The sequence below is a fragment of the Neomesorhizobium albiziae genome (assembly GCF_900114255.1).
Lineage (GTDB): Bacteria > Pseudomonadota > Alphaproteobacteria > Rhizobiales > Rhizobiaceae > Neomesorhizobium > Neomesorhizobium albiziae.
In genome coordinates this window covers 1-17,017 of the sequence record NZ_FOSL01000025.1, presented here as the reverse complement: position 1 = coordinate 17,017, position 17,017 = coordinate 1, and the positions used below count along the sequence as shown (strand labels likewise).

The window sequence follows — 17,017 nt, the reverse complement described above, 5'->3', positions numbered from 1 at the left end:
CACCAGACATGACCATTCTTTCCGACCTCGAACGCAAGGTGCTGTGGCTGGCCACGTGGATGATCCACCACGCCAATCATCTGCGCGACAGCGGCGACGGCCTCAAGGTCGGCGGCCATCAGGCTTCCTCGGCCTCACTGGCGACCCTCATGACGGCGCTTTATTTTCACGTGCTGCGCCCGCAGGACCGCATCGCCGTCAAGCCGCATGCCAGCCCGATCTTTCATGCCATCCAGTATCTGTTCGGCCACCAGACGCTGGAGAAGCTGCAAAACTTTCGCGGTTATCACGGCGCCCAGTCCTATCCCTCGCGGACCAAGGATGGCGATGACGTCGACTTCTCGACCGGTTCGGTAGGACTGGGCGTGGCGCAGACGTTGTTCTCGTCGCTGGCGCAGGACTACACGCGTGCCAAGGGTTGGCGCACGGATCGGCCAGAAGGCCGGATGGTTGCGCTGATCGGCGACGCCGAGATGGACGAGGGCAACATTTTTGAAGCGCTGCTGGAAGGCTGGAAACATGGCCTTCGCAACACCTGGTGGATTGTCGACTACAACCGCCAGAGCCTCGACGCGGTCGTGCGCGAGGGACTGTGGCAGCGTTTCGAATCCATTTTTCGCAATTTCGGCTGGGATGTCGTCATCCTGAAGCACGGCACCTTGCAACGTGCCGCCTTCCAGGAAGAGGGCGGCGACAAGCTGCGCCAGTGGATCGATGCCTGCCCGAACCAGCTTTATTCGGCGCTGACATTTCAAGGCGGAGCGGCATGGCGCAAGCGTCTTATGGACGATCTGGGCGACCAGGGGCCGGTCTCGCAACTGATCGAACAGCGCAGCGACGAAGAACTCGCCAGGCTGATGGCCAATCTGGGCGGCCACGACCTGCCTTCCATCATCGAGGCCTTCGAGGCGGCGCGTCGCCATGACCGCCCGACCTGTTTCATCGCCTACACGATCAAGGGTTTCGGCCTGCCGTTGGCTGGCCACAAGGACAACCATGCGGGGTTGATGACACCGAGCCAGGTGGAGATGCTGCGCAAGCGCATGAATGTGCGTGCGGAACATGAGTGGGACGCGTTCGAGGGGCTGGCCAGCGACGAGCAGGCGATCCGATCCTTCCTGGCAAAGGTGCCCTTCATCCAGGAAGGTCACAGGCGCTACACGGCGCCCATCGTTCCAGTTCCCGAACACATATCGTTCGCGAACCAGCCAGCCATGTCGACGCAACAGGGCTTCGGCCTGCTGATGCACGAGATCGGAAAGTCGGATGGCGAATTCGCCAGCCGCGTGGTGACGACGTCGCCGGACGTGACCGTCTCGACCAACCTTGGCGCCTGGGTCAACCGGCGCGGGCTGTTCGCACGCGAGGCGATGGCCGACGTCTTCAAGGCTGAGAAGATCCCGTCCACCTTCAATTGGACCTTTTCGCCTCAAGGGCAGCATATCGAGCTCGGCATCGCCGAGATGAACCTGTTCGTCATGCTCTCGGCACTGGGGCTTTCGCATTCGATCCACGGCGAGCGGCTGCTTCCGGTCGGAACCCTGTACGACCCCTTCATCGAGCGTGGCCTCGACGCCTTGAACTATGCCTGTTACCAGGATGCGCGCTTCATCCTGGCCGCGACGCCATCGGGCGTCACGCTGGCCCCGGAAGGCGGCGCGCATCAGTCCATCGCCACGCCATTGATCGGCATGGCGCAAGACGGCCTGGCCGCTTTTGAGCCGGCTTACGTCGATGAGCTGGCCATAATCCTTCGCTGGGCCTTCGCGTATATCCAGCGGTCCGGCGATGCCGAACCAGATCCACGAAGCTGGCTGCGCGACAAGACCGGGGGCGCCGTCTATCTCAGGCTTTCGACCCGCACCATCGACCAGCCCAAACGTCAGGTCGACGATACGCTGGCGCGCGACATTGTCGACGGCGGCTATTGGATGCGAAAGCCTGGCCCGAACGCGGAGATTGTTGTCGCTTATTCGGGCGCGCTCGCACCGGAGGCCATCAACGCCGTCGGACTGATGGCGAGCGACCGGCGCGACATCGGCCTGTTGGCCGTCACCTCCGCCGATCGCCTCAATGCCGGCTGGTCGGCGGCATCGCGTGCGCGCCAATATGGTGTTCCTGGGGCGGACAGTCATGTCGAGCGGCTGTTGAAGGGTCTGCCAGCCAGTTGCACGATCATCACGGTGCTCGACGGACATCCCGCCACACTTGCCTGGATTGGATCGGTGTATGGCCATCGCACGCGTGCGCTCGGCGTCGAACATTTCGGTCAGACCGGCACCATCGCCGACCTCTACCGCCACTATGGCATCGATACGGACGGTATCATTGCTGCAGCTCAATCGGCGTCGCCGGGCAAGCCCATCGGACTTTTGGGATATGGTACCTAGGGCCGCATCGACGCCCTTCGCGACCTGTTCTTGCCCTGCGATGTTGATGATCGCGCGACCGGCGCGGCGCTCGCGCTTTCCCCTTTAAACGCGTCAATCCCGATCTTCCGTGAGTGACGCGCCGGGCCGACCCGAGTCACGGTTCCTTCCAACGACAAGGTGTCGTGACGGGGACGAAGGTGACCGGTGCCGGCGACGTTGCGCAAAGACCCGAACCGCCGCCGACCGGCGGGCCGGCAACCCGCATTGGGACGGGGCGGGCCATTGCCCATCACGGCGAGCTTGTTCAGGGTGTCTTTGAGGACGATAACGGCCGCCTGCATCGCGCATTGGTGACGCTTCCGCTCGCCCGCCTCCAATCGGAAGCGACCTTCACAAGGACGAATGCCGCTGCTGTGCGTGTTCGACCCCAGCACAGAACCAAAGCTGCCGAAGCAGCGCGGTTGACGCTTGCGCATCTGGGTTTTCCTGGCGCCGGTGGCGCGCTTTCGATCGCCAGTGCCATTCCGGTCGGCCATGGCTACGGATCATCGACCGCTGACGTCGTCGCGTCAATCCGCGCCACAGCTGCCGCCTATGATGTCAAGCTTCGAGCATCGAGCGTCAGCCGTATTGCCGTCGCGGCCGAAGGCGCAAGCGATGCGATTGCCTACGAGGATCAGGCGGTCCTGTTTGCGCAACGTGAGGGCATCGTCGTTGAAGAACTCGGCGGAGCCCTTCCAGCCCTGCTCGTGGTCGGTTTCAAAGCCAATGGCGGGCAGCCGATCGATACGTTGCGCCTGACGCCAGCACGCTACAGCAGCGAAGAAATCCAGCTGTTCCGTGTCTTGCGGGGGCTGGCATCCCGGGCAGTTCGCCTCCAGGACCCTTACCTTCTCGGGCGTGCCGCCACGATAAGCGCGCAGATCAGCCAACACCACCTGCCCAAGCAACATTTCAATATCGCTCTCGATATCGCGAACCGCAATGGCGCCTGCGGCGTGCAAGTCGCCCACAGCGGTTCGCTCATCGGCATCATCCTGGACCTTTCGGAGAAGGGCGCGCATCAGAAAGCCACGGCGATAGCCGAGGCGGCAAGCGACATCGGTTTCAAGGATGTCGAAATCCACCGCGTCAATGAAGAGGCAGGGCGATGAGCGGGCATGTCGACTACTTCAGGGCGCTCGAGACCCCTCGCCTTGCACGTCTGTCGCACAATCTGGTGGCTGCAGCCTTCCCGCTGATGAAACTGATGCCGGCGCGCTACATCCTGGATCGCGCCGAGGCATGTGGGGAACTCAAGGCCGGCGCCCATATCGTGGAGACGACCTCGGGCACATTCGGAATGGCTTTGGCGCTTCTTGCGGCGGCGCGCGGCTATCTCCTCACGCTCGTTACTGCCTCAAGTCTGATTGACGCGACATACAAGGCCAGGCTCGAGCGCATAGGCGCCACGGTTATTGCCATCGACGACCCGCGCGGCGACGGCAATCAGCCCGGTCGTCTCGACTGTCTGCAGACGATTCTGATGAGCGATCCCGAATGCTTCTGGACCCGACAATATGACAGTCCGAGAAACTGGCTTGCCTACGCGCGCCTGGCCGAGTTCCTGGTCCGGGCAATGGGAAAGGTCGATTGCCTTGTCGGGTGCATCGGCACGGGCGGTTCCCTTTGCGGCACGGGCACGTTTCTTCGCACGCTGTTTCCGGACCTCAAGATCGTCGCCGTCGACACGCACCGCAGCATTCTGTTCGGGCAGCCGGCAGGAAAACGGATGTTGCGCGGCCTGGGCAACAGCGTCCTGCCGGCAAATGTCCGCCACGACCTCATCGACGAAATCCATTGGGTCGGCGCCTATCCCGCCTATATGGCGGCGCACCAACTTTTGCGGCTGCATGGCCTGTTTCAAGGTCCGACCAGCGGCGCGGCGGCGCTCGTTGCGCAATGGGTTGCAAAGACCTATCCCGACGCGCAGGTGGCGGTGATCATGCCGGACGAAGGGCACCGTCACGCCGACACGGTCTACAACGATCAATGGCTTGCAGCTCTTCCTGGCTGGCCCTGCGAGCAACCGTCCGTCCCGACGACGCTTTCCAGGATCATGCCTGCTACCGAATCCGAATGGACGCGATTTTCGTGGCAACGACGAAGCCTGGATGACGTCTTGGCGACACAATCGCTGCGGTGAGAATTCGCCAATCAAGCGTAGCGTCCGTCAACTGGCGCGCTGCTGCACCTGCTTTTGTCCATTCAGCCAGCGCCATGCATCGTCGGTTGTCTGAAAAACCTCGCTGTGCTGATCAGGGTCGACCGAGCGGTCCAGATCCTTCAACCCGCTGGCTGTGACAATTGCCACGACATGATCATCGGGCGAAATGACGTTGCGTTTGCGCAGGTTTTCGATCGCGACGCAGGGCGTCACCGAGGCAAGCTCGGCAAAGATCCCTTCGCTGCGCGCCAGACGCTGCTGCATCTCCACCAGCCCGTCATTGGTGACCGGAACGGCATGGCCGGACGATTCGCGCAATGCCTTCAAGGCCTGGTAGGCGCTGCGCGGTGTCCCGATCGACACGGCGAGCGTATCAAACTGGATGTCGCGCTCTTCGAGGTGGTCCAGACCATGGGCCAGAGCATCCGCCAGCGATCCGTGCACCTCCGCCGCGACAAGCCTGGGCAAGCGATCAATTACGCCGGCATCGTACAGGTCCTTGAAGCCCGACCACAGCCCGGCAAGCGCGTCGCCATAGCAGACCGGCACGACACACCAGTTCGGCGCGCGACCATCTGACTGTTCGACGATCTCGTAGGCGATGGTCTTGTAGCCTTCGATCCCCAAAGGATGACTGCCCACCACCGGCGCATGATAGGGCGAGGTGACGAACCAGCCGAAGCGAGATACCGCCTGCTGAAGCAATGTCCACCTGTCGCGCTTGTTGACGAGGGGCAGCACCGTGGCGCCATATTTTCTGATCTGCGACAGCATTGGCCCCGCGGAGCCGGCGAATGTCGCCACCACGCAGTCGAGGCCGGCACGGGCTGCATAAGCGGCAAGCGAGGCCCCTGCATTGCCAGATGACGCTGTTGCCACCACGCGTGCGCCGCGGGCACGGGCAACCGAGACCGCGACGGTGGAAAAGCGATCCTTGTGTGACCAGGTTGGATTGCGGCCTTCATCCTTGATCGAAAGCTTCGGGGTTCCGAGCAAGCGTCCCATCCGTGCCGCCGCAATAAGCGGTGTTTGGCCCTCACCAAGCGAGACGGCCTCTTCAGCCGAGCAAGGCAGCATGCTGGCAAAACGCCACAGCGATTTCCCCGCCGCCCCACCGACCGCGCTGTCCGGTGAGACGTACGGCTTTCGGGCATAGATCGGCTGGAGATTGGCGGGCGCTGCCGCCTGACAGGCCGGGCATCCCCTTGAATCGATGTCGATGTCACCGGGATAGGTCGCGCCACAGCGGATGCAGGAGAAACCTTCAATTTTCGTCATGGCGTCTCCAATCGCCTTTGCGTTCCAAGGGGCGCCGGGTGATCCTGCGCCATTTGTCCAACCACGGCGTCACCATCGGCTTTTGGCGAGATGCCTTGAGCATGAGGGCGTAACAAGACCGGCTTCCCACGGCTCGTCCTGTGTTGAAGAAACTGTTCACCCGCAGGTTGTTTCAAACATTGGACGGCAACCCTGTCAATGCAAAATGTTCACTATAGTGTGTCGTCCTATAGTGAACATCGTCGCATCCATCGTTGGATGAAGCTTCGCGGCGTGTTCGGCCTTAACGTGCAGCGGCTGCGCAGGGAAAGGAAGCTGTCGCAGGAGCAGCTGTCTTTTCTTGCTCAGCGGACGCGGGCCTATATCAGCAGCGTGGAAGCTGGACGGCGCAACGCGACCTTGGACACACTGGAAATCCTGGCGAAAGCTTTGGAGGTCGAGCCGTATGAGCTGATCACCGACCCCTCAGGTGACGCGAAACGTGGCCAGGTCGGGAAAAGCCGCGCACAAGATCAATCTGACCAATAGAACTCGCGATGTCGTGGACAGGAAGCAACGGCGGAGGAACAGCTTCTTTCGGCTTGCCCGTTGCCCAAAATGCAGTCCTTCAAAATATTAGCCGACTCGTTTGGTAAACATTCGACCCTGGATATATTGATGTTCGCCGCGCGGGCATCTTAAGGTTTCGCTTTGTGGTTGAAGGGGACGTCGTGAGCACGTCGAAGCATGCACATGGAAGACGAAACTTTCTTGGAGCTTGCTGCGGCGATCTCGAAGGTTGATGCGGCGCGCTCTTCGGAGGCAGCTTTGCAAGCGTTCCAATCGGCTCTGGAACGCTACGGATTTCGCCATTTTTTGATTACCGGATTGCCGGTGCCGCACGACAAGCAGTGGCATCGGGAAATCCTGTGCGACGCCTGGCCCCGTGAATGGTATCTGCGCTACCTTAAACAGGGCCACTTCTTGCACGATCCGTGCGCTGCGTGGTCCCGACATATGGCCCGCCCGTTCCTGTGGCGCCAACTGCCTGAACGTCGCATGACGGCGCGCGGAAGGCGGGTGATGGAGGAGGCAGCCGAATTCGGCATGAAAGACGGCATTTGCGTTCCTATCCACACGCCGCTGTGCGGCCCGGCCGTCGTCACCGCCGCGAGCGACCGCATTGAGGTCCCACCCGCATCGTTCTGCCTGATCGAAACGCTTTGTGTGCACACATTCAGGATCCTCGGCGGATTGGAAGAGAAGGACAGGGTCGAGCAAGGCCCGCTGTTGACGCCGCGCGAGCGCGAGATTCTCCAGTGGAGTGCGGGCGGCAAGGTGGCGGATGACATCGCATGCATCCTCGGGATCACCAGAAACACGGTGGAAAGCCACCAACGCAACATTCGTGACAAGCTTGATGCGATCAACGTGGCGCACGCTATCGTCAAGGCGTTGAGACGCCAGGAAATCCAGATTTAGCAATCCCGATTTACAGGGATAGTGCCTCAAAAACCACCGTTCTACGAACTGTGCGCATGGTTCGTGTGCATATCGTCACCTGGTCGAACAGGATGCGCTACAAGAGACTCTTGGAACGCCATTTTCGCATCCGGCACGACATTTATGTGAAGCAGCGCAAGTGGAAAGCGCTCGCCCGGCCCATCGATATCGAGATCGATGCCTACGACACCCAGCACGCCATCTATCTCCTCGCATTGGACGATAGCGCCAGGATTGTTGGCGGCTCGCGCCTCGTCCCAACGTCGGAGCCCCACCTCATGAGCGAGGTGTTCCCGGCGCTGGTGCGCGGCAAGCTGCCGAGTGCTGCCGATATCTTCGAATGGACGCGGTTTTTTGTCGTTCCCGCCATGCGGCGCCGCGGCAAACCCTCCCCGGTCGCGGGCTTCATTTTGTGCGGCCTGCTCGAGGTGGCGCTTAGGCTGCAGATCCGGCAGATCAGCGTTGTGTGCGAAGCCTTCTGGCCGGAACGGTTGCGCTCGCTCGGCTGGACGCTCACCGAGCTTGGCGACGTGCTTGCCCATCCCGACGGCGACATTGTCGCGTTGTTGATCGATGCCAACTGGCAAGCCCTCGAAAGCACGCGTCGCGCCTATGGAATTCGTGGGTCCGTCCTTGCGGATGAGCGCGACGCCGGCTGAACCTAGGTGACAGGCGGCCGGGTCCTGCGTCGACCTTGAACGGACACAGCATATTGCCACCGCTGCCGCTGCCGCGTTAGTCAGTCTCGGATGGGAGCGCTGCAAGTTGACCAACGCATGAGTCCGACAATCCTGATCTACTCGCAGGATCCCGATTTTTTCCTGATCTTTGGCCATATCCTGGCGGTTGCTGGCTTCGAAACCCGGCTGGTCCACAACGAGCAGGAGACATTGCCAATCGCCGCCGAGCAGAGGCCCGCTGCGGTCGTCATGGATTGTCAGCCCGACGATGCCTCGACGGCTCTGACGTGCCAACGCCTTAAGTCGGACCCTACCACACGCAACATCCCAGTTGCGGCACTCATCGCGCCCAGCGCCGGCTTGCTGCATGTCGATCTCATCAAGGCCGGCGTCGACGAAACTTTCTCGCGGCCATTTGCGCCGGAAAAACTCCTTTCCTGGCTGAATGCCAAGGTCAGCGCCAGGGACGCGTCCATCGAAACGACTGCAGGCGACCTTGTGTTCGGCGATTTCCGGTTGGAGCGGCGCGGCTATCGCGTCTTCTTCCAGGATGTCTGGATCGCCATGCCCCCCATCGAGTTCAAATTGCTGCGGCACCTGATGGCACGCCCCGGCATCGTTTTTTCCCGCGAGGACTTGATCGAGGCCGCCTGGCCCGAGCATGCCACCGATGCGGACCTGCGCAGCGTCGACGTGCACATCGCGAAGCTCAGGAAGACGTTGAAAAAGGCCCTCGGAAGGGATGTCATTCGCACAGTCCGATCGGCGGGCTATTCATTTGCGCCCCATTGGTGAGGACGTGATGACATCTGCAGCACACGTTCGGTGTTGGCGATGTTCAAAATCTTTTGGTGAGGACGCCGTTTCCATCCAATCTTTCCTGCAGCAGGTCGATGAACACCAGCGTGCGCCGCGAAGCTGCGCCTCGCGCAGCGTTGTGATGGCGTAGTCATCCCACAGCGGCGGCGATAGCGGCCGCATGACCGCCGCCCACCCGGAGGCGAGCAGATTGCGATCACAGCCGGCATGATCGACACGCCGATGCCTTCCATCACCATGGCCACACCCGCCTCGACCGAGTGCGCTGCTGCCAGAGAGCGGCATGGTACCTTGCGCCCGGCGCAGCCGCTCCGCCCTCCCCGGCGGGTGTCGTCACGCTGTACCAGCGACCCGAGCGTTCATCCCGAAATTCCGGGATAGGCGTATGAAGATCGGGCATTTAGGTTGACGGACGACCGCTCCATTTGTCATTTCACGGCGGCCGCGGACACTGCCGCGATGGCTGTTTACTTGAGACCCCTCACATTTTCGGAACGGCAGGTCGTCGACGCCATAGAGCTCGACGCCGAACAGCAACGCTTCGCAGGTGGCAGCCTCGACGACATCTTCCACGCTCTGGACGCCAGCGCCCACCCGGCCGCCCTGCATCCTTTCTGCCTTGTCGCCGATCAGGCTGTGGTCGGGTTCTTGGTGCTACGCGAAGGCCCGGCACGCCCGGTCTGGGCACTGGACGAAACGATCACGCTGCACAGCTTGCGCGTGAGCAAGCCCTTTCAGCGCCGCGGGTTTGGCGCTTGTGCCTTGCGTTTGGCCGGTCAGTGGATCAAGGCCGAGCGCCCGACGATTTCCCATGTGATGCTCACCGTCAATGCCGACAATCCGGACGCGAGCGTACTTTATCTGCGCTGCGGCTTTCAGCCCACCGGCACCATCTTCCAGGGGCGGATCGGCCGCGAGCGCGTGATGATCTGTGCGATCGACAAGATTGCCGAACCGCAAGACAGCGGCGGCGGTTAGCTGCGTGGCGCCCTCCCCTCGATTTCTTATGAATGCGTGGCCGCTGCACGGTGCACGCGAAACGGGCTGTCGGCGCCGGCATCGACCATGAGTTTGAAAAGGCAGTCCCCTGGCAGGGTGAGCGACGGCGCCCGCCGGCAGGCGACCATGCCCGACTGCCGAAAATGAATGGGTTCGGCAGGCCGCAACGGCCAGTCTATCGGATGGATGACGCCGGCCAGTTGACCGGGCGCCACCATCTCGCCGAGTTCTGCTGCGGGTTCGAAGATCCCCTTGTGGGTGGCGTAGGTGAACGCGTCCACGCCATCGACCTTCATCAGCCGGGTGCGGGACCCCGCCACCGGCACGGTGCGTGGCAGGAGGCCATAGTGCCTCAACACGCGGGCGAGGCCTTGCTCGGCCAGACGCTGGCCCTCGCGCGACAAGGTGGCGCCACCACCAAGTTCGGTGGTCAGGATTGCAACGCCCAGCTTGTGGGCGACCGAGGACAAGGTCGTTGCACCGCCGCCGCCCGAGCCGTCGCTGATCGACGTGATCGGCGCGCCGAACGCATTGATGAGATCGATCAGTTCGGCGGTCTCCGCATCGGTTTTGCCAGGTCGCACCAAAGCGCAGGGCAGGTAGTGCAAGGAGCGGCCACCGGAATGGAGGTCGATCACCAGATCTGCCATGGGCAAGAGAACGTCGCTGACATAATGCGCGATCATCTGCGTCGGTGAACCTGCTGCGTCGCCGGGAAACATCCGGTTGAGATTGCCTCCGTCCAGCGGCGAGACCCGTCGACCGGCTTCCACGGCCGGGAAGTTCAGCGCGGGTAGGATGATGAGGCGCCCCTGGACCTCGTGAACTTCGGTCTGGCGCGCCAACTTGCCCAACGCGACCTGGCCTTCATATTCATCGCCATGATTGCCGGCGATCAGGAGTGCGGTGGGGCCTTCGCCGTTCTTGATGCAGACAACCGGGATTGGAACGAAACCGTAGGCGGACAGGTCGGAAGAAAAAGGCAGTCTCAGCCACTCGCACTGCTTGCCGTCGGCGTCGAAATCGACCGGGGTCCAGATCCGTGTCGCGCTTACCATCGCGGTGATGCCTCAGTGCAGGATGGTTTCCAGGAACATGCGGGCGCGCGGATGAACGGCGCCGCCGAAGAAGGCCTTGGGCGACGCCTGTTCGATGATGCGGCCCTCGTCCATGAACACGACCTGATCGGCGACCTCGCGAGCAAAACCCATCTCGTGGGTGACACACAGCATTGTCATGCCGTCCTGCGCCAGTCCGATCATTACGTCGAGCACCTCCTTGATCATTTCGGGGTCCAGCGCGGACGTGGGTTCGTCAAACAGCATGACACGCGGACTGAGGCACATCGCTCGCGCGATCGCCACGCGCTGTTGCTGTCCGCCTGACAGCTGGGCGGGATATTTGTGCGCCTGTTCCGGAATCTTGACCTTGCGCAGATGGTGAAGCGCAAGGTCCTCGGCTTCCTTGCGGCTCTTGCCCAGCACCCTTCGCAACGCCAGAGTGCAGTTGGATAGAACGGTGAGGTGCGGAAACAGATTGAAGCCCTGGAACACCATTCCGGTTTGGCGGCGGGCAAGAGCTGTGGCTTTTGCCTGGCTGCCCAACATCGTTCCGCCGAGCAGGATTGCGCCGTCTTGATAGGCTTCCAGTCCATTGATGCACCGGATGAGGGTCGATTTGCCCGATCCCGATGGACCGCACACGACAACACGGGAGCCACGCTGGACATGGAGATCGATGTTCTTGAGAACGTGGAAAGCGCCATACCACTTGTTGAGCGTGCGGATCTGAACGGCGGTTTTGGGGAGGTCTTGCATCGATTGCTGGGGCTCCTGGCGCGATGGCTGTCTAGTGGCTGCTGTCTTTGAACAGGCGCAGTTCGAGGCGTTTGACGGCCCGGGAGATGACAAGTGCCAGCGCCAGGAACAGAATACCGGCCACCGTCAACGGTTCGGCATAACGATAGGTTTCCGATGCGACGTCGAAGGCACGTCCAAGCATTTCGGGAACCGCGAGCACGGCGAGATAAGGTGTCGCCTTCAGAATCGACACAAAGTAGTTGCCCATGGGTGCTGCGATGTTGCGCAGCATCTGGGGCGCGATGACAAAGACGATCGTGTCGAGGCGGCCGAGCGACAGCGCCTTGGCCGCCTCCTGCTGGCCTTTCGGTATGGCGTCGATCCCGGCCTTGAACACCTCCGCCAGATAGCCGCTGAAATAGAGGCTGAGGCCGATGACCCCGACGCTCATCGCGCCGAGCCGGATGCCGTAGAACGGCAGCACGAAATAAAGGAAGTAAAGCCATGCCAGCACCGGCGTGGAGCGAATGAAGTCGATCAGAAAGCGCGTGATCAGCCCGGCCGTGCCGCCGCCGCGCCGCACCATCTCGAAGCAGAACCCAAGGGCTGAGGCGCCGAGGCCGCTTGAGATCGCAACAAGCAAGGTCGTGCCGATTGCGCCGAGGATCGTCGGTACTGTCGAAAGCGCAAATTCCGGATCAAACCCCATGCGGCGATCCCCTTCCGGGTTTGACCCTCGCCTCCACCCACCTGCCAAGAAGTGCGATCGGATAACAAACCACGAAGAACGCGAGCAGCAGCGATGTGTAGATCATGACGGGCTTGTACTCGGTCTGCGCGATCTCCTTGGCGCGGAACGTCATGTCTGTCAGCGTGACCAGCGAAACCAGCGCCGTCGCCTTTACCAACTGCATGATCTGGTTGATGAAGGTCGGGCTCATCGCAACCAGCGCCTGGGGGAGCTCGATCAGGACGAGGATGGCGGGGCGAGAAAGTCCCAGCGCCATGCCCGCCTCTTTTTGGCCGCGTTCGAGCGCCTGCAGTCCGGCCCGCACGGCTTGGCTCGCATAGCCGCCTGCGTTCAGCCCTAGCACCATGGCGCTGACGGTCATAGCTGAGAGCGTGACGCCGACGATGGGCAGCGCATAGTAGAAGACGAAAAGCAGGATGATGACGGCGGAGCTTCGCCAGAACTCGATGACAGCGGTGATAAAAAACCGCGTGACGCCGGTCGTCAGATATTGGGCAACGCCGAAGATCAGCGCAAAGGGAACGGCAAATATCAGACCGTAGCCCGTCACCTTTGCCGTGGTCCCAAGGCCCTGCAGAATGCCAAGCCAGATGTCGAGGAGGCTCATGGGGCGTGGCCGGACTAGCGATTTTCACCGCAGAGCTTCTCTGCGGTTACCGTGTCGGGAACGGTTTCGGGTTCGCCGAAGCCATATTTGCGCATGATCTCCGCCAGCGTGCCGCCCACCTTGAGCTGGGCCAGCCGCTCGTCATAGAGCGCCCGCAGGTCCTCGTCCTCGTGGCGAAACGCGATTGCGGCGAAGTTTGCCTGCCCCTCCTGAACGGTGAACGGCGCGGCGCGTTCGAGGCCGGCAGCGCCGGCGCCGGCAAGCAGACCGATGACGGTCGGCGAAGAGAGCACTGCAACATCAATCCGGCCCGCTCGAAGTGCCGAGATATTCGACTCGATATCCGGGAACAGAAGCATTCGGTCCTGTGGCACGCCAGCAGCCGTTGCGTTCTTGGCCACCACGCTGCCGCGGCCAGCTCCCATGACGATGTCGGACTTTTTGGCGATATCGGCATAGGCGTGAATTTTCTTGGGATTGCCTGACAACACGATGGCGGCATCCGGCACCTTGAGGTCGGGAGCGCCGAAAGAGACTTGCCGGCAGCGTTCGGGCGTGACGGCCAGACCCGACGCCACGGCATCGAAGCGGCCAGCAAGCAGGCCCGGAACAAGGGCGCCGAATTCCGTCACCTGTATTTCGAGCTCCTTGACGCCCAGTTCCGCGAACGCAGCTTTCAGAAGATCGGGGTGCCATCCGGTGGGCTCGCCCGTCGCCTCGTCGCGATAGCCCCAAGGTGATCGATTGTGGATGCCGATAACGATCTTGCCCTCGCGCAGGACACGTTCCTTTGTCGTCTCGGCCATGGCGGGACCGAGACATACAACCAGGACGGCCACCGCAAAGCCCAGCAGATGTGGCTTCCAGACAACGTTGATCATCCTGCTCTCCCTTGTCGCGGACGAGGACGCGATTTCCCGTCGCACCTTCTCCGCAGCTGACGCTGGGGCACAAATAAGCCGACGTGAATCCAGATGTCAACAAATATGAATTTTATATGGACTTAGTTCATAATTATGTTCGACTTTGCGAAGCCGCGGTCCGTGGCCATGAACCGTGCCAGCATCGACCAGGCATGCGACGCATTCGCCATCGCGGGACTCCGCCAGTCGAGTCACAGCTCGCGGCGCTTCGCGTGACGCCGCCACTATGACAGGCGGCGTGCAATTTTTACTGCTTGGCCATGCCAGATTATGCCTCGACAGCCTCATGTTTGCAGTGCAGCATAGCACCAACGATCGATTTGAGGCGGCGGGATATGGTGCGCGCAGCGTTGCACGTCTAGTGCTTCGACAGCCAGTTTCATGCGAACCGCTCGCGGGTTTTTCTCGAGCCATTCAAAGGCGAACTGCAATGCCGGCCTCAGTCAGCAAGCCTAAAGCAGGATCTGGCGACGCAACCTCTCCCTCCCCCCGCGGCCCCCTGATGATCGACCTTGCCTTGCAGGGCGGTGGGTCGCACGGCGCCTTTACCTGGGGGGTACTTGACCGTCTGCTGGAAGAAGCGTGGCTGAAGGTCGACGGCATCTCCGGCACGTCGGCCGGGGCAATGAACGCTGCCGTGCTGGCCGATGGCTTTGCCGAAGGCGGCGCGGAAGGCGCCCGCGTTGCGCTGGAGCGCTTCTGGAGGAAGGTCTCAGACGCCGCACGCTTCAGCCCGTTCCAGCGCGGCCCTCTCGACGCGATGATGGGGCGCTGGACGCTCGACCATTCGCCGATGTTCGTCATGATGGACATCACGGCACGTCTGTTCTCGCCCTACGACCTCAACCCCGGCGGCAATAACCCGCTGCGCGACATATTGATCGAACTCATAGATTTCGAGCGGCTGTCCACGATTCCCATGAAGCTGTTCATTACCGCCACCAATGTGCGCACCGGGCGCGGACGCGTGTTTCGCAACTCCGAGATCACCGCCGACGTGTTGCTTGCCTCCGCGTGCCTGCCGACGATGTTCCAGGCGATCGAGATCGATGGCGAGGAATATTGGGACGGCGGCTATTCGGGCAACCCGACCATCACCCCGCTGGTGCGCGAATGCACGTCGCGCGACACCATACTGGTGCAGATCAACCCGATCGAGCGCCCCACCCCGCCGCGTTCGGCGCGCGACATCCTCAACCGGCTGAACGAGGTGTCGTTCAATTCAGTGCTGCTGAAGGAGTTGCGCATGATCGCCCTGCTGCGGCAGGTGGCGGACGCCGGCAACAGCGAAGGCGCGCAATGGGCCGGCATGCGCATGCATCGCGTGTCGAGCGATGTGATGGTCGATCTCGGTTATTCTTCCAAGCTCAACGCCGAATGGGCCTTCCTCACGATGCTGCGCGACGAAGGGCGCAAATCGGCCGACGCTTTCCTTGCCGCGCACGCCGACGACCTCGGCAAGACTTCCTCGCTCGATCTCGACATGTTGCTCGAGGGCGTCTGACGCATGGGACTTGTCGGCATCCTGCTCGGCCTCGGACTTCTCATCGCGCTGGCCTTCCGCGGCTGGAGCGTGCTCCTGCTGGCGCCTGCGGCCGCCCTCATCGCAGCAGCCTTCGCCGGAGAGCCCCTGCTGGCGCACTGGACCCAGACCTTTATGGGCAGCGCGGCTCGCTTCGTCGGACAGTTCTTCCCGCTGTTCCTGCTTGGCGCGCTGTTCGGCAAGCTGATGGAGGACAGCGGGTCGGTCGCCTCCATCGCGCAGTTCATGACCGAGAAGCTCGGCCCGAGCCGTGCCATGCTGGCAGTGGTGCTGGCCGGCGCATTCGTCACCTATGGCGGCGTCAGCCTTTTCGTCGCCTTCTTCGTTATTGCGCCGATGGGGCTGGCGCTGTTCCGCGCCGCAAGCATTCCACGCAGGCTGATGCCGGCGGCAATTGCGCTCGGCACATCTACCTTCACCATGTCGGCGCTCCCCGGAACCCCTTCGATACAAAACGCCATCCCCATGCCGTTCTTCGGCACCACGCCGTTTGCGGCGCCGGGCCTTGGTATCATCGCCTCGATCATCATGCTGGGCTTCGGCCTATGGTGGCTGCAGCGCGTCGAGGCCTCCGCCCGTCATGCCGGGGAAGGGTTCGGCAAGGAAGGGGTGACTTCAGTCGAGGCTGCGGCGGACGACCCGGTCGTGCGCGAGCGGGCAACCACGGCGCAAGCTTTCGACCCGGCCGAAATTGGGCACGGCGAACACGCCGACAAGGGCCCGCCGATCCTGTTCGCGGCGCTGCCGCTCATCGTGGTGGTGGTCGTCAATTTCATCATGTCGTTCGCGGTTCTACCGCGCCTGGACGTGTCGTATCTTGCAGAGGATCGCTGGGGATCGACCTCGCTCTCGGTGGTCGCCGGTGTCTGGTCGGTAGCTGTTGCGCTCGCTGCCGCGATCCTCACGGTGGTCGTGCTCAATTTCGGCCGCCTGCCGACCCTGCGTACCACCATGGACGCCGGCGCCAACGCTTCGGTGCTGCCGATCTTCAGCGTCGCCAGCCTGGTCGGCTTCGGCGCAGTGGTTGCAGCGGTTCCGGCTTTCGAGATCGTGCGCGATTGGGTGCTGGGAATCGAGGGCGGGCCTTTGGTCTCGCTGGCCATCGCGACCAACATCCTTGCCGCGCTCACTGGCTCGGCCTCGGGCGGCCTCACCATCGCGCTCGATGCGCTCGGCCCGACTTACATGAAGCTCGCCGCCGAGACCGGGCTCGATCCAGCACTGATGCACCGCATAGCGGTGATCGGCTCCGGCACGCTCGACAGCCTGCCGCACAATGGAGCGGTGGTGACGTTGCTTGCGGTGTGCGGCACGACGCATAGGGAGAGCTATCTCGACATCGTCATGGTTGGCATCGTCGGTCCCGTCATCGCGCTGGTGGCGGTGATCGCGCTCGGATCCTTCTGAGACGACTATCCAGACGCCTGCCTGCTCAGCTTCATCGCCGCGGTCAACGTGCCCGCCTAGAGCGTTTCCGAGTTTGACCGAATCGTTAGGGATTCCAGTTGGTTTGATTTTGTGATTCAAGATGCTGGCTGGATAGGAGGCCAGCATCGAT

The 17,017-nt window shown here is 62.2% G+C and carries 17 protein-coding genes; 10 read left to right on the top strand and 7 right to left on the bottom strand.

Annotation, left to right across the window (positions count from 1 at the left end; genetic code table 11):
• The first annotated feature begins 8 nt into the window (after positions 1-8).
• On the top strand, positions 9-2,390 hold the full coding sequence (locus tag F3H98_RS25475) for a transketolase (protein ID WP_149763191.1): 2,382 nt from the start codon (positions 9-11) through the stop codon (positions 2,388-2,390).
• Here F3H98_RS25475 and F3H98_RS31895 read toward each other — a convergent pair.
• Positions 2,387-2,848, bottom strand: coding sequence for a hypothetical protein (locus tag F3H98_RS31895; RefSeq protein WP_244621890.1), 462 nt, complete (start codon positions 2,846-2,848; stop codon positions 2,387-2,389). The genes F3H98_RS25475 and F3H98_RS31895 overlap by 4 nt on opposite strands.
• Between F3H98_RS31895 and F3H98_RS25470 the strand changes: the two genes are divergently transcribed.
• Together F3H98_RS25470 and F3H98_RS25465 are read left to right on the top strand one after the other, a co-directional pair.
• Positions 2,834-3,526 carry a GHMP family kinase ATP-binding protein gene (locus F3H98_RS25470; protein WP_244621889.1) on the top strand — a complete coding sequence of 231 codons (693 nt, stop codon included), beginning with the start codon at positions 2,834-2,836 and terminating at the stop codon, positions 3,524-3,526. The genes F3H98_RS31895 and F3H98_RS25470 overlap by 15 nt on opposite strands.
• A complete protein-coding gene (locus F3H98_RS25465; RefSeq protein ID WP_149763148.1) occupies positions 3,523-4,557 on the top strand; it encodes a PLP-dependent cysteine synthase family protein in 1,035 nt (344 codons plus the stop codon). Before F3H98_RS25470 ends, F3H98_RS25465 begins: the two co-directional genes overlap by 4 nt.
• A gap of 27 nt (positions 4,558-4,584) precedes the next feature.
• On the opposite strand, the gene F3H98_RS25460 is transcribed toward F3H98_RS25465, so the two are convergent.
• Entirely contained in the window at positions 4,585-5,856 is a 1,272-nt protein-coding gene (locus F3H98_RS25460) for a threonine synthase (RefSeq protein ID WP_149763147.1), read from the bottom strand.
• 258 nt (positions 5,857-6,114) lie between these two features.
• Here F3H98_RS25460 and F3H98_RS25455 point away from each other — a divergent pair, with 258 nt between their 5' ends.
• The 5 genes from F3H98_RS25455 to F3H98_RS25435 all read left to right on the top strand — a co-directional run bounded on the left by F3H98_RS25455 (position 6,115) and on the right by F3H98_RS25435 (position 9,815).
• On the top strand, positions 6,115-6,384 hold the full coding sequence (locus tag F3H98_RS25455; protein ID WP_149763146.1) for a helix-turn-helix domain-containing protein: 270 nt from the start codon (positions 6,115-6,117) through the stop codon (positions 6,382-6,384).
• 204 nt (positions 6,385-6,588) lie between these two features.
• A complete protein-coding gene (locus tag F3H98_RS25450; RefSeq protein ID WP_149763145.1) occupies positions 6,589-7,317 on the top strand; it encodes a LuxR family transcriptional regulator in 729 nt (242 codons plus the stop codon).
• A gap of 56 nt (positions 7,318-7,373) precedes the next feature.
• Positions 7,374-7,997, top strand: coding sequence for an acyl-homoserine-lactone synthase (locus F3H98_RS25445; protein WP_149763144.1), 624 nt, complete (start codon positions 7,374-7,376; stop codon positions 7,995-7,997).
• 117 nt (positions 7,998-8,114) lie between these two features.
• Positions 8,115-8,813, top strand: coding sequence for a response regulator transcription factor (locus tag F3H98_RS25440; RefSeq protein WP_149763143.1), 699 nt, complete (start codon positions 8,115-8,117; stop codon positions 8,811-8,813).
• 429 nt (positions 8,814-9,242) lie between these two features.
• Entirely contained in the window at positions 9,243-9,815 is a 573-nt protein-coding gene (locus F3H98_RS25435) for a GNAT family N-acetyltransferase (protein ID WP_149763142.1), read from the top strand.
• 26 nt (positions 9,816-9,841) lie between these two features.
• On the opposite strand, the gene F3H98_RS25430 is transcribed toward F3H98_RS25435, so the two are convergent.
• The 5 genes from F3H98_RS25430 to ehuB are packed head-to-tail and all read right to left on the bottom strand — an operon-like array spanning position 9,842 to position 13,874.
• Positions 9,842-10,894, bottom strand: a complete 1,053-nt coding sequence (locus F3H98_RS25430; protein WP_149763141.1) for a succinylglutamate desuccinylase/aspartoacylase family protein — start codon at positions 10,892-10,894, stop codon at positions 9,842-9,844.
• 12 nt (positions 10,895-10,906) lie between these two features.
• On the bottom strand, positions 10,907-11,653 hold the full coding sequence (locus F3H98_RS25425; RefSeq protein WP_149763140.1) for an amino acid ABC transporter ATP-binding protein: 747 nt from the start codon (positions 11,651-11,653) through the stop codon (positions 10,907-10,909).
• Positions 11,654-11,684: 31 nt separating this feature from the next.
• Positions 11,685-12,344, bottom strand: coding sequence for an amino acid ABC transporter permease (locus F3H98_RS25420; protein WP_149763139.1), 660 nt, complete (start codon positions 12,342-12,344; stop codon positions 11,685-11,687).
• Positions 12,334-12,993: an amino acid ABC transporter permease gene (locus F3H98_RS25415; protein WP_149763138.1), complete on the bottom strand. Its 660-nt coding sequence runs from the start codon at positions 12,991-12,993 to the stop codon at positions 12,334-12,336. The genes F3H98_RS25420 and F3H98_RS25415 overlap by 11 nt, the downstream gene beginning before the upstream one ends.
• A gap of 14 nt (positions 12,994-13,007) precedes the next feature.
• Positions 13,008-13,874, bottom strand: a complete 867-nt coding sequence (gene ehuB / locus F3H98_RS25410) for an ectoine/hydroxyectoine ABC transporter substrate-binding protein EhuB (protein WP_149763137.1) — start codon at positions 13,872-13,874, stop codon at positions 13,008-13,010.
• A 544-nt stretch (positions 13,875-14,418) separates the two neighbouring features.
• On the opposite strand from ehuB, the gene F3H98_RS25400 reads away from it, so the two are divergent.
• A complete protein-coding gene (locus F3H98_RS25400; protein WP_244621888.1) occupies positions 14,419-15,420 on the top strand; it encodes a patatin-like phospholipase family protein in 1,002 nt (333 codons plus the stop codon).
• A gap of 3 nt (positions 15,421-15,423) precedes the next feature.
• Complete coding sequence (locus F3H98_RS25395; RefSeq protein WP_149763134.1) at positions 15,424-16,866, top strand: GntP family permease; 1,443 nt, start codon at positions 15,424-15,426, stop codon at positions 16,864-16,866.
• Positions 16,867-17,017 lie beyond the last annotated feature (151 nt).